This window comes from Pseudomonas sp. ML2-2023-3, from assembly GCF_037055275.1.
Taxonomy (GTDB): Bacteria; Pseudomonadota; Gammaproteobacteria; order Pseudomonadales; family Pseudomonadaceae; genus Aquipseudomonas.
Genome location: NZ_CP146343.1, coordinates 4,127,948 through 4,141,010 on the forward strand (window position 1 = coordinate 4,127,948; position 13,063 = coordinate 4,141,010).

Below are 13,063 nucleotides of genomic sequence, written 5' to 3' on the forward strand. Positions count from 1 at the left end.
CTGTAAAAATCATTCAAAAGGTTACGCCTGAGACCAGGGCAATATTGCTATACGGACGACACTCTCCAGTACGAACGATCACTTTTGCCTGCAAGCACAGCTCCTTGAAAGCGCTGTGAGTAAGCGTAAGCCTCGAACCCAACTCGCCCGCACTGGCAAGCGCCTCGATGCACATGAGAGCCGGACAAGGTGCGAGCAGTAGCTCACTGGCCAACACATGGCTTTGCACCTGCATCTCGCTGAGCAAGGTACGCAAGGTACTGGCGACATCCGGAATGCCCTGAGTCAGAGCCAGATCAATCAGCTCTACCCCCTTGGGCACCGGCAATCCGGCATCTGCAATGACCACGATGTCGCCATGCCCAAGCGAAGCAACAAGCCGCGACAGAGCAATATTAAGCAGGGGTGTTTTTTTCATGGTGTGGCAAAGCCCTGGACATCACGCAATGAGGGAATGGAAGGCTGAGCGCCCGCACAGGTTACCGACAAGGCTGCAGCGACTTGAGCAAAGCGAATGGCGTCGTCTTGATCCATGCCCGCCGCCAACCCGGCAGAAAATGCCCCGACAAATGTATCGCCTGCCGCCGTGGCATCCACCGCTTCAACCTTGGGCGCAGCAAAGTGCGCAACACGCTGCGCACTGACAAACAGGGCGCCCTTGGCCCCCAGGGTCACAATCACCTTGCGCGCCCCAAACTCGACCAACCGGCGAGCAGCCAGTTCCGCCGATTCAAGTGAGTCGACGGTCACGCCACTCAGCGCCCAGGCTTCACTTTCATTGGGAATCAGATAATCGATGGCGCCGTACCAGTGCTTGGGCAACGGACCACTCGCAGGCGCGGGATTAAGAATCACGATTTTATCCAGTTCTCGCCCACGACCAAGGACGCAGCCGACAGTCTCCATCGGCACTTCAAGCTGACAAACAAGTACTTTCGCGCCTTGCAGCACCTGATCACACGCCTTGATATCTTCAGGTTCAAGACAACCATTGGCTCCCGCCACGACCACAATCGTGTTCTGGCTGCCGGCATCGACCGTTATCAGCGCCACACCGCTTGCAGTACCGGGCACGGTGCGTACGGCCAGGCAATCAATCCGGTCAGCCAGCAGCCCTTCACGCAACTGCACGCCATAGGCGTCACCACCGAGACACCCGACCATGGCCACGCGGGCCCCCAGGCGCGAAGCGGCCACCGCCTGGTTCGCGCCCTTGCCTCCGTGCACGGTGCCAAAAGACTGCCCGAAAACCGTTTCTCCCGGGCGAGGCAGTCTCTCGGTACGCGTGACCAGATCCATGTTCAGACTGCCAACCACCACTACATTTGCTTGCATGTATCGGCACTCATCCATTGATATTTTGGGGATACTTAAAAGGTGCCTCGACATAGGCTCTGGTGGACTCTCGCAACACGATGTCAGGCTTCACGATCCGCTGCTCTACCGCTCGCTCGGGCGATGCAATGCGGCGCAGCAAGAGTTGTGCTGCCATTTCGCCCAATTGCAGAATCGACTGCCCGACCGTCGTCAACGACGGATAGACATAACGACTCATCTGCACATCATCAAAGCCAATGACCGACAACTGTTCCGGCACCCGGATGTTGCGCTCCGCTGCGGCCCGCAATACACCAATCCCCATCATGTCGTTGCAGGCAAAGATAGCCGTGGGCCGATTGTGCTCCAGCAGGCCGACAGCGGCCTGATAGCCACCCACACTGCTGAAGTCGCTCTCGACCATCCAGCGCTCATCCGCGATCACACCCGCCTCTGCCAAGGCCCGCAGATACCCGGCCGTGCGCAGCTGCGCTACACGGGTGATTGCCGGCCCACCAATACAGGCAATGGCACGGTGCCCCAGGTCGAGCAGGTGACGTGTAGCCAGATACGCCCCAAGCTCGTGATCGATTCGCACCAGATCAGCCTCGACACCCTCAAGGCTGCGGTCGACGATGACCATCGGCGTTCGAACCCCGACCAGCCCGCTTGCCATGCCCAAGTCGCCACCGGCAGAAGCGACCACCAGGCCGTCCACCCGTTTTTCAAGCAGTACCCGCAGGTAATTGCGCTGCTTCTCAGGATCGTCGTCGCAGTTGCACAAAATCACGCAGTAATTGTTGCGCTCGCAGTAGTCCTCAATCCCTCGCGCCAACTCGGCAAAGTACGGATTCAGGCTATTGGCAACCAACAGACCGATAGTCGCCGTGGTTTTAGCTTTCAACGAGCGCGCTACAGCGCTGGGGACATAGTCGAGGCGCGCGATGGCCTCCTCGACCTTCAAGCGAACCGGCTCGCTCACTGGGCGCGTTTTATTCAGAACATGGGAAACCGTCGTGTACGAAATGCCCGCCATTGCCGCGACATCTTTAATAGTTGCCATCGCTTAGTTCCGTCGCTGTGCACGTTGACTGCGGTAGGTGTCCAATACCACTGCTATCACTATGACAGCACCGGTAATGATACGCTTCGTAGGCTCAGTCGCGCCGATTTGAGCGAGTCCTGCGGCCAATACCGAAATAATCAGCACACCGAAAAAAGTACTGATGACTGAGCCACGCCCGCCCATCAGACTCGTACCACCGATCACCACCGCCGCAATAACCTGCAACTCAAGACCCGAGCCGGCATTGGGATCCGCAGCCTCCAGCCGGGAGATCTGGAACAGCGCCGCGACCCCTGCCAGTAATCCCATCACGCTGAAGACCAGAATCTTGTAGGGCTTGGGATTGATACCGGCCAGACGCACTGCTTCTTCGTTGGTCCCGATGCCTATCATGTAGCGACCAAACACCGTGCGTGTCAGTACCGCTTGAGCAATCACGATAATCAGCAATGCAATGATGAACGAGGGCGAAATCCCGAAGGCAACCGGGTTCGAAAGCCAGGCGAAAGCATCACCTATATAGGCTGTGCGCGAACCTGTCATTTGATAGGCAGCACCCCGGGCCATCTCCAGCACCCCCAGCGACACAATAAAAGAGGGGATTTTCCAGGCCACCGTAATTGAGCCCGTAATCGTACCCGCAAGGGCTGCACACCCCATGCCCAGCAACGCGGCAGGCATCACGCCCCAGCCCCAGCCCAGAATCGCGACACTGACCGCTGACGCGGCCAGGGCCAATACCGACCCAACCGACAAATCGATGCCGCCGATAATCAATACAAACGTCATGCCCACAGACAGCACCATCAAATCCGGAATCTGATTGGCCAGGGTGCTCAACGTGTCATAGGAGAAAAAGTGATCACTGAGGCTGGAGAACAGAATAATCATGACCAGCAAGGCGCCCGCCAATCCCAGATATGTGCCCGTTCCGTAATAGTTGTGTGCATTTTTTTGCGGCACGAGGGTGGCTTTCATGAGGCTTCCTTTGGCGCGGCTTCTGCGAGCAACGCATCTCGTTTTTGATAACCGGCAAAGGCTGCTGCCAGTAACTGTTCCTGGCTCCAGCTGTCACGCTCGAAGGTATCTATCAGACGCCCCGCAGACAGCACGCCGATGCGATCACAGATCAACATCAATTCTCGAAGGTCGCTCGACACCACGACCAGCGCCTTGCCTTTGCGCGTCAATTCGCCCAACAGTCGGTAAATATCGAACTTGGCACCGATGTCGATACCGCGAGTGGGTTCATCAAACAGCAGGACCGTACAATCGCGCTCCAGCCAGCGGCCAATAACCACTTTCTGCTGGTTGCCGCCGGACAATTGCGACACCACTTGTTCCGGGCCGCTGCTGCGGATCCCCATTGCGTCGATCTGGCGCCGGGCCAGCGCGGCTTCCTGCTGACCATTCACCACCCCCGCGCTGGAGATACTGTGCATGTTGCCCAGGCTGATGTTGGCACTGATCGACTGGGTCAATAGCAAGCCCTCGCCCTTGCGGTCCTCCGTAATCAGGGCGATACCCTTCTTCACGGCATCAGCCGGCGAGCGGATACTGACCACCCGCGTCGGCGAGCCCACCGCCACGGTACCGCTATCGGGCAGGTCAGCACCGTAGATCAATCGCAAAAGCTCGGTGCGCCCTGCCCCGATCAGTCCCGAAATACCAAATATTTCACCCTGTCTTACTTCAAACGAGACATCTTGAACCTTGTTCGAGCGACCGATCCCACTCACTTTGAGGGCCGTTTCACCCAATGTGCGCGGCCCCAAATCCAGTTGGTCTCCCAACTCACGGCCCACCATCAGATTGACCAGTTGCTCGCTGCTGTAATCGGCAATGGGTTCGACACAGACCAGACAACCGTCGCGCAGTACGGCAATCCGCTGCGCTACACGCGCCAGCTCTTCAAGTCGATGGGAGATGTACACAATCGCCACGCCGCGGGCCTGAAGCCGTTCGATTTGCACAAACAGCATTTCAACTTCACGGGCCGTGAGCATCGCGGTGGGCTCATCCAGGATTAGGACATGACAGTCCCCAATCAGGTTGCGGGCGATTTCGACCATTTGCTGGTGGCCAATCCCCAGCTCCCCGACCAGGGTGTCGGGATCTATCGCCTCCAGCCCCACCTGGGCCATGGCCTCAATGGCCGACGTGCGTAATTGCTTGCGGCTGATCCACCCCATGCGGCTGGGCAGATTGTCCAGAAACAGATTTTCCGCCACTGTCAGTGTGGGCAGCAGGTTCAGCTCCTGCATGACCATGCGCACGCCCTGCTTCTCGGCGTGGGAGCGACTGCCAGGGGCATAGGCCTGGCCATTGAATTGCATCTGACCGAGAGTCGGAACTTCCAGGCCACCGATAATTTTCGACAGAGTGCTTTTTCCGGCGCCATTTTCACCCGTCAAGGCCAGCACTTCGCCGCGATACAGCGACAGATCGATATCGGCCAGCACCGCCTGCTGTGTGTACGTTTTACCAATCCCGCTGACCGTGAGGACCACGCCGGCATCAGGAGCAGACATATCATTTCTCCCGGCACCCGCCCTACCGGACGGGTGCCTGCGACACCGAGTGGAATTACTTGTTGATGACCAGTTCGACAGGGGTATCGATGACACCGTCCTTCAGGTTTTCAACCGGCTCTTTCTTGACCAGCTTGAGCGCGGTTTCAATGCCAAAAACCGCCTGCTTGGCTGCAGCCTGGTCGGCCGTGGCTAGCACCCGGCCATCTTTGAGCATCGGTTTTATCGCATCGATATTGTCATAGCCGACCACTTGAACCTTGCCGACCTTGCCTGCTGCACGGATGGCCGACACCGCGCCCAGTGCCATGCTGTCATTACCCGCGAGGATGGCCTTGAGGTTGGGGTACTCGCTGAGCATGCCTGCCGCGACCTTGTTGCCACCGTCGATTTCCCAGTTACCCGACTGCACCGGCACAATTTTCATACCGGCGGCGGTCATGGCGTCCTTGAAACCTGCCGTGCGCATTTGTGCATTGGTGGTGGTCGATACACCCTCAATGATCCCTACTTCATCGCCCGCCTGGAGTTTTGTCGCCAGGTACTCACCCACTTCACGGGCGCCCTGGCGGTTGTTTGGCCCCACAAACGGCACGTCGATGCCTTTGCTTTTCAACACGTCGGGGTCCAGCTGGTTGTCAATGTTGACCACCACGATCCCGCGGTCCTTGGCTTTCTTGATGGCCGATACCAAAGCCTTGGAGTCCGCCGGTGCAATCACCAGCGCATCGACCTTGGCGATGATCATCTGATTGATGATGTCGATCTGGCCTGCTGTGTCGGTTTCGTTCTTGATCCCGTTGGAGACCAGGTCGAAACTGGCCGCATGGGCTTTTTGGTAGTCCTCACCACCCTTTTGCATCGTGACAAAGAACTCGTTTGCCAACGACTTCATCACCAGCCCGACTTTGGGTTTTTCAGGCGTATCCGCATAAGCGACAGGGAGGGTAAGGGATGCCGCAGCCAGCATGGCGACAGCGAGGAGGCGTCCAGCAAATGGCAGCTTCATGGAAGTAACTCCGATCTTATGATTATTGTGAGCAACGTCCTGCTCGCGCTACGCCTGACTGCCAAAAGCCGTGTGACTGGCAATAGGTCATGATTCATGAACCTGCCAGGGCTGGTTCAAAAAACGCCGCGCAAACGTTTGCTTGAACCTCACTATGGAAAGCCGGCTGTTATTTGTCAATGTGAAAAAAGGACGATGCCAGACCGGCGGTCATTCGAATCTCCGAACGCAAAAACCTTTTTTGTTCGGGAAACCGTACCAATTCAATACAAAAAATTTCATGCGTTTATTTTTACCTTATAAATCAACGGCTTATCATAGATTCCGAGCGAGCGTGTACTGGCATAAATAATGCTCCCCTACACCGCTCACGGCCATATGGATCACTTGTGCCGTGTTTAGTGTGCGAACACCGGCACACTCACTAATAAGAGAAAAAACAATGAAAAATGCTGTGTTGAAAACCATCGTTCCGGGCGCACTGGCCCTTCTGCTTGCACTGCCAACGATTGCTCAGGCGCAAGAAACCGCCACCAAGCCCAATGTCGTCATTCTTGCTACAGGCGGCACCATTGCCGGTGCAGGCGCAAGCGCTGCAAACAGCGCAACGTACACCGCTGCCAAAGTGGGTATCGACAAACTGATTGCCGGTGTTCCCGAGCTGAGCCAACTGGCAAACGTTCGTGGCGAGCAGGTGATGCAAATTGCATCCGAGAGCATCACCAACGAAAACCTGCTGCAATTGGGCCGCCGTGTAGCCGAGCTGGCTGACAGCGATGATGTCGACGGCATCGTTATCACCCACGGCACCGACACCCTGGAAGAAACCGCTTACTTCCTGAACCTGGTCGAAAAAACCGACAAGCCAATCGTCGTGGTCGGCTCCATGCGTCCGGGCACCGCCATGTCGGCTGACGGCATGCTGAACCTGTACAACGCCGTTGCCGTTGCCGGCAGTAAAGACGCCCGTGGCAAAGGCGTACTGGTCACCATGAACGATGAAATCCAGTCCGGCCGTGATGTCAGCAAATCCATCAACATCAAGACCGAAGCATTCAAGAGCCCTTGGGGCCCACTGGGCATGGTCGTTGAAGGCAAATCCTACTGGTTCCGCTTGCCAGCCAAGCGTCACACCATGGATTCGGAATTCGACATTAAAGACATCAAGAGCCTGCCAAACGTAGGCATCGCCTACTCCTATGGCAACGTCGATGACACCGCCTACAAGGCATTGGCACAATCCGGCGCCAAAGCCATCATCCACGCGGGCACCGGCAACGGTTCGGTATCTTCCCGCGTTGTTCCGGCCTTGCAAGCACTGCGCAAGGATGGCGTACAGATCATTCGCTCTTCCCACGTAAACAACGGCGGGTTCGTACTGCGTAACGCAGAACAGCCTGACGACAAAAACGATTGGGTTGTAGCCCACGACCTGAACCCACAGAAAGCCCGCATCCTGGCGATGGTCGCACTGACCAAGACCCAGGACAGCAAAGAGCTGCAGCGGATGTTCTGGGAGTACTGAGTCGCACGCGTCAGCGCTCGCGGTTTGAACTCGAAAAGGCCGTCTCCCCCCGGGAGGCGGCCTTTTTATTTGGCGCTGAATAACCACCGGATGTACCCGCCCGCGCACCAAACAGTTGCCAAATCTTACACAGTTAAATACTGTATGCGCATACAGCACACCAAGGATCGCATCATGGCTAAAAAAGCGGCGAAAGCGCCTACCCTACCGAGCCCCTACGAAATCTTCGGCGCACGCATACAAAAAATCATCAGTTCGCCCAAAGCCCAAAAAGACAAAATGGCGGTGCTTGAGCGACTCGAAGGCGACAATCCCGAGTTCTGGGAACGCCTGCTGGAAGAAATTTCCGAAAACGACAACGTCACCGTTGCCCATCGCGATGATGGCAGCGTCAATATTTTCTGGACCGTGCTTGAGGAAGACTGAGTCAATGAGGTTTTGTTTACTGGCACTGTTCAGTCTTTTTACCGTTGCAAGCGCACATGCTGCTGCCCCACAAACCTTCAGCGAAGCCAAAAAAGTCGCCTGGAAACTCTACGCACCCCAGTCCACCGAGTTTTACTGCGGTTGCAAATACAACGGCAACCGCATCGACCTAAAAGCCTGCGGCTACGTCCCACGCAAAAATGCCAACCGTGCCGCTCGTATCGAGTGGGAACATATCGTTCCTGCCTGGCAAATCGGTCATCAGCGCCAGTGCTGGCAAAGTGGCGGGCGGAAAAACTGCACCCGTAACGACCCGGTATTCAAAGTGGCCGAAGCTGACCTGCACAACCTGGTGCCCAGCATTGGCGAGGTTAACGGGGATAGAAGCAACTTCAGCTTTGGCTGGCTGCCCGAGAAAAAGGGCCAGTATGGTTCGTGCCTGACACAGGTCGATTTCAAATCCAAAAAGGTCATGCCCCGCCCCAACATTCGCGGCATGATCGCTCGTACCTACTTCTACATGAGCAAGCGCTATAACTTGCGCCTTTCAAAGCAGGACCGGCAGCTCTACGAAGCCTGGGACAAGTCCTATCCCGTTCAGTCCTGGGAGCGTCAGCGCAATCAGGCGGTGGCATGCGTGATGGGTCGCGGCAACGAGTTCGTTGGCCCGGTCAACCTCAAGGCCTGTGGCTGAAACCCCTCTGCTCGACTGCAACAGCCTTGAGCCCTGATGTCAGCGCAGGCTCAAGGCGTTTCTCCTGCCATTGAATGTCCACCAACAGCCAATGAATTATGGCTTTTTCAGGGGGGCGCACATTGCCGAACCTGCATTGCTGAGCTATTACTTGCGGGATGATCAAACAGGTTCGATTTACTAAAAAACAACGGGTGGTCGACGAGCTCGTCCATCGTATCGAAAGCGGGCTCCTGGCAGACGGACATCTGCTACCGGGAGAAGACCAATTAGCTCAAGAACTGCGGGTCAGCCACAGCACGTTGCGCGCAGCACTGGCCGAACTGGAAAGGCGAAAATATATCGCTACGCGAACAGAAGGCGGCGCCATCGTCACGTATGACGGTATTACGCTGGACCAAAACAACGGCTGGACCCAGGCGCTGGCCAATACGGGCGCCCGCATCCACACAGAACTGCTTCGACTTGAGGCCATCGAGCGCCCGGATCTGCTCCATCAATTGGGCTTGAGTCAGTTTGTCATCCTGGAGCGACGACGCCGTCGGGACGATGGCACCGCGATTTCGCTGGAGCGCTCCTTCATGCCCGCCACGGGCGGCCTGGAAGGCCTGCCACGAGTAGGGCTGATCGACGACTCGCTCACCATCACCCTGGCGGCCTACGGCTTTGTCGGCGACCGGGGCGATCAATGGATTGGCGCCGAACCTCTCAATGAAGAAGACGCGCTATTGCTTGGACGCCCTGCCGGAACCGTTTTCCTCAAGGCCCTGCGCACCACTTACGACCGCCACGGACGTTTCATGGAGCTGGTCGAAAGCTGGCTTGATCCGGTGCACTTTCGCATGTACCACTCGTTTGGAACGCCCACATGACGCCCACTGACCGGGCGCTTGGCGCGTTTTACGGCCTGGCACTGGGTGACGCACTGGGCATGCCGACCCAGTCATTCAGTCGGGGGCAGATTGTGGCCCGGTTCGGGCACATCACGACACTTGAAAACGCCCCGGCCGATCAACCCATTGCCCCGGGCATGGTGGCGGGCTCAATCACCGACGACACCGAGCAAGCCATTCTGGTGGCGCAACTACTGGTGGAAGGCAAAGGCAGCATTGACCCCGACCAGCTTGCCCGGCGCCTGATCAGCTGGGAGTCCGCCATGCAGGCCAAAGGCTCTCAAGACCTGCTCGGGCCCTCCACCAAGCGCGCGATAGAGATGATCCTCGCGGGCCACAGCCCCGAAGAGTCAGGCCGCTACGGCACCACCAACGGCGCCGCCATGCGCATCGCCCCGGTGGGTATCGCCAGCGACATTGCCCATCCGGAACGCTTTATCAAGGCCGTTATTCAGGCGTGCCAGGTCACTCACAACACCAGCCTGGGGATTGCCAGCGCAGCCGCCGTCGCCGCCGTGGTCTCCAGCGGGATCAATGGCAAAAAACTGGAGCACGCCCTCAATGCGGGCACCGAAATGGCGTTCATCGCCGAGCATCACGGCCACTGGGTTGCGGGCGGCCGAATGGGCCCGCGCATTCGCTGGGCCAGACACGCAAGTACCGAGTGCAACCCTGACAATATTGGCGACTTGTTGTATGACGTGATCGGCACATCAGTCGCATCCCAGGAATCTGTCGTCGCAGCGTTCGCCCTCGCACAGCGCGTGGCAAGCGCCAGCATGAGCAGTTTTGACGCCCTGTGCATGGCCGCCAGCCTTGGCGGCGACACCGACACCATTGCCGCCATTCTCGGCGCCATGCTGGGCGCCTGTGGTGGTCTGGATCATTGGCCAGCGGCGCTGATCGAACAGATCACCGAGGTCAACAGCCTGCAACTGGAACCGTTGGTCCACCAACTGCTGGCCCTTCGTAATCAATAAGCAGCCTGCCAAGGGCAGCAAAGCGACTGGCCTTGCAGTCCTGCCCTGGACACACCCTGCTGATAACGAGAACAACCGCATCAGGAGCCACTCTCCATGACACCTCCTAACGCCGGGCACAGTGCCGGGCAACTGGAAACACGCGGCATAGAGCCCGTTCCCGAAAATGAGTGCCACGGCAACCCCCTGCAACTGTTCTGGGTCTGGTTTGCAGCCAATATCAGCATTCTCGGCTTGCCACTGGGTGCGACCCTGGTGGCCTTTCATCAACTGGCCATTTGGCAGGTCGTCATCGTCGCCCTGATCGGTGCTGCCGGCTCGTTTGCCGTGGTCGGCGTGATCTCCATTGCCGGACGACGGGGCCGAGCACCAAGCCTGACACTGTCGCGAGCGATCTTCGGGGTACGTGGCAATATTGGCCCCACACTGGTTTCACTGATTTCACGTATAGGGTGGGAAACAGTGAATACCACTACCGCCGCATTCGTGCTGCTTGCACTGTCCTCCATCGTATTCGACACCCCTGCGCAAGCCAAAAACGCACCGGGGCTTACCCTGCTGTTTATCGGCATTTTCACGCTGCTGACCCTAAGCGTTTCCGGACTGGGGCATGCAACGCTGCTGCTGATCCAGAAATGGGCAACCTACGTGTTCGGCGCGCTCAACTTGCTGGTTGGCGGTTTTCTGTGCGCCACCATCGACTGGCAAAGCGTATTCAACACCCGCCCTGCCCCCATGAGCGCGGTCATTATCGGGATCGGCATCATGGCGGCTGGCACCGGCATTGGCTGGGCCAACGCCGGGGCTGACATGTCGCGCTACCAGAAGCGCAGCGTCAGCGCCTCGCAGCTGGTCGCCTGCGCGGCCTGGGGGGCCGGGATTCCACTGGTGTTGCTGATTACCCTTGGCGGCTTGCTGTCTGTCGGCAACCACGACCTGGCTTCCGCCACCGACCCTATTGCCGCGATCCGCAACATGCTGCCCTCCTGGATGGCCATTCCCTACCTGCTAAGCGCATTTGGCGGCCTGTTACTGTCCAACCATCTGTCAGTGTATTCGGCAGGCCTGACCACCTTGACCCTGGGCGTGAAGATCAAACGGGTTCAGGCCGTCGTCGTCGATATCGTGGCGATTTCTTGTGGCTCGATTTACTTCATGCTGTTTGCTGGCAGCTTTTACGGCCCCTTCATCACCTTTATCTCACTCACCGCCATCCCGATTACTGCCTGGGTGGCAATCTTTGTCATCGACCTTGTTCACCGCCAGTACTACAGCGCCAAGGACCTGCTGGACGTCAGCGCCAACAGCGCCTACTGGTACAACGGCGGCATTGAATGGAGAGCATTGGGAGCATGGGCGCTGGCCCTGGTACTGGGCTTTTGCTTTACCCGTGTGGGCAGCAGTGACGCAGACTCGTTTGTCGGACCACTGGCCGACTCCTGGTTGGGTCATAACGGTTTGGGCTGGGTCGTGACATTCGTCGTGGCTGGTGGCTTGTACGCATTGCTGGGCGGTGCCAAAGACCGTCGCCAACCTGCATCGGATAACGCCCATGTCTAGATTGCTGCATACCGGCCAGGTCATCGTCGATCTGGCAATGGCACTCGACACTCTGCCCCGTTCCGGTGGCGATACATTGGCCCACAGCGCCCGCTTTCACGCAGGCGGCGGTTTCAACGTGATGGCCGCGGCCCAGCGCAATGGACTACAGACTGTGTACCTGGGGCGTCATGGCAAGGGCCAGTTCGGTGAGCTGGCCCGCCAGGCCATGAAGACCGAAGGCATACAGATGGCCTTGCCCATCGACCCGCACAAGGACACCGGACTGTGCGTAGCCCTCACTGAAGCCAGCGCTGAGCGCACATTTATTTCCTGCATCGGTGCCGAAGGCGGGTTATCCGCCCAGGATCTGGATCACGTCACCGTCCAGCCTGACGACTACGTGTATGTCAGCGGTTACAGCCTGCTCCATCCAGACAAGGCCAGGCCGCTATTGAGCTGGATACAGGGCTTGCCCCCCAGCGTACATCTGTCGTTCGACCCTGGGCCCTTACTGGCCGATATCGATCCGCACCTGCTCAACCTCCTGTTGCCCCGCCTTGACCTCTGGACCAGCAATCGGAGCGAAGCGCAGGTCTTCACCAACAGCTCCTCCCTGGCGGACGCCCTGACCCTCCTGCCTGCACGCCTGCCCAACCAGTGCCTCACGGTTGTGCGCGATGGGGCGCAGGGCTGCTGGATCATCGAGGGCCACGGCCCGCAGCACATGACCGGGTTCAAGGTACAGGCCGTCGACAGCAACGGTGCCGGAGACACCCATGCCGGCGTGATGATTGCCTCATTGGCGACCGGTTGCAGCTCGGCGCATGCGGCTACACGGGCCAATGCCGCAGCGGCGCTGGCCGTCACCCGCCACGGCCCCGCCACAGCACCAGGCGCCGACGAGGTGGATGCTTTCCTGAGAAAAATAGAAAAGCCCTACCCGCAACACGACCAAAGACTGTAAGCAGATATGTTCAAAAAGATCATGAAAAGCTGGAAAATGCGCAAAGTGCTGCACTAACCTTACGCCTTGGCTCCCATCAAGCGACACCAGCGCCCGATAACTCCTACAGGATGTCG

General features: G+C 58.1%; 13 protein-coding genes. 7 read left to right on the top strand and 6 right to left on the bottom strand.

From position 1 onward, the window contains the following. Positions 1-13: 13 nt before the first annotated feature. Genes rbsD through V6P94_RS18925 form a run of 6 tightly spaced genes read right to left on the bottom strand, consistent with a single transcriptional unit; the run spans position 14 to position 5,923 of the window. Positions 14-418 carry a D-ribose pyranase gene (rbsD, locus tag V6P94_RS18900; protein WP_133076149.1) on the bottom strand — a complete coding sequence of 135 codons (405 nt, stop codon included), beginning with the start codon at positions 416-418 and terminating at the stop codon, positions 14-16. Beyond that, complete coding sequence (gene rbsK, locus V6P94_RS18905; protein WP_326397697.1) at positions 415-1,335, bottom strand: ribokinase; 921 nt, start codon at positions 1,333-1,335, stop codon at positions 415-417. Before rbsK ends, rbsD begins: the two co-directional genes overlap by 4 nt. A 10-nt stretch (positions 1,336-1,345) precedes the next feature. Next, positions 1,346-2,380, bottom strand: coding sequence for a LacI family DNA-binding transcriptional regulator (locus V6P94_RS18910; protein ID WP_326397696.1), 1,035 nt, complete (start codon positions 2,378-2,380; stop codon positions 1,346-1,348). A gap of 3 nt (positions 2,381-2,383) precedes the next feature. Beyond that, complete coding sequence (locus V6P94_RS18915; protein ID WP_326397695.1) at positions 2,384-3,361, bottom strand: ABC transporter permease; 978 nt, start codon at positions 3,359-3,361, stop codon at positions 2,384-2,386. Then, entirely contained in the window at positions 3,358-4,914 is a 1,557-nt protein-coding gene (locus V6P94_RS18920; protein WP_338648253.1) for a sugar ABC transporter ATP-binding protein, read from the bottom strand. Before V6P94_RS18920 ends, V6P94_RS18915 begins: the two co-directional genes overlap by 4 nt. Positions 4,915-4,969: 55 nt before the next feature. Continuing rightward, on the bottom strand, positions 4,970-5,923 hold the full coding sequence (locus V6P94_RS18925; protein WP_133076144.1) for a substrate-binding domain-containing protein: 954 nt from the start codon (positions 5,921-5,923) through the stop codon (positions 4,970-4,972). Between the two features lie 442 nt (positions 5,924-6,365). Here V6P94_RS18925 and V6P94_RS18930 point away from each other — a divergent pair, with 442 nt between their 5' ends. The 7 genes from V6P94_RS18930 (at position 6,366) to V6P94_RS18960 (ending at position 12,947) form a co-directional block, all read left to right on the top strand. Next, the gene (locus V6P94_RS18930; RefSeq protein WP_133076143.1) at positions 6,366-7,448 is read left to right on the top strand and encodes an asparaginase; all 1,083 of its coding nucleotides are present in this window, start codon (positions 6,366-6,368) and stop codon (positions 7,446-7,448) included. A 174-nt stretch (positions 7,449-7,622) separates the two neighbouring features. Then, positions 7,623-7,874, top strand: a complete 252-nt coding sequence (locus V6P94_RS18935; protein WP_133076142.1) for a DUF1654 domain-containing protein — start codon at positions 7,623-7,625, stop codon at positions 7,872-7,874. 4 nt (positions 7,875-7,878) lie between these two features. Then, positions 7,879-8,568 carry an endonuclease I family protein gene (locus V6P94_RS18940; protein WP_326397693.1) on the top strand — a complete coding sequence of 230 codons (690 nt, stop codon included), beginning with the start codon at positions 7,879-7,881 and terminating at the stop codon, positions 8,566-8,568. Between the two features lie 158 nt (positions 8,569-8,726). After that, a complete protein-coding gene (locus V6P94_RS18945; protein ID WP_133076139.1) occupies positions 8,727-9,440 on the top strand; it encodes a GntR family transcriptional regulator in 714 nt (237 codons plus the stop codon). Further along, positions 9,437-10,441: an ADP-ribosylglycohydrolase family protein gene (locus V6P94_RS18950; protein ID WP_326397692.1), complete on the top strand. Its 1,005-nt coding sequence runs from the start codon at positions 9,437-9,439 to the stop codon at positions 10,439-10,441. Before V6P94_RS18945 ends, V6P94_RS18950 begins: the two co-directional genes overlap by 4 nt. A 96-nt stretch (positions 10,442-10,537) precedes the next feature. Then, complete coding sequence (locus V6P94_RS18955; protein WP_326397691.1) at positions 10,538-12,001, top strand: cytosine permease; 1,464 nt, start codon at positions 10,538-10,540, stop codon at positions 11,999-12,001. Beyond that, positions 11,994-12,947, top strand: a complete 954-nt coding sequence (locus tag V6P94_RS18960) for a PfkB family carbohydrate kinase (RefSeq protein ID WP_326397690.1) — start codon at positions 11,994-11,996, stop codon at positions 12,945-12,947. Before V6P94_RS18955 ends, V6P94_RS18960 begins: the two co-directional genes overlap by 8 nt. Positions 12,948-13,063: the final 116 nt, after the last annotated feature.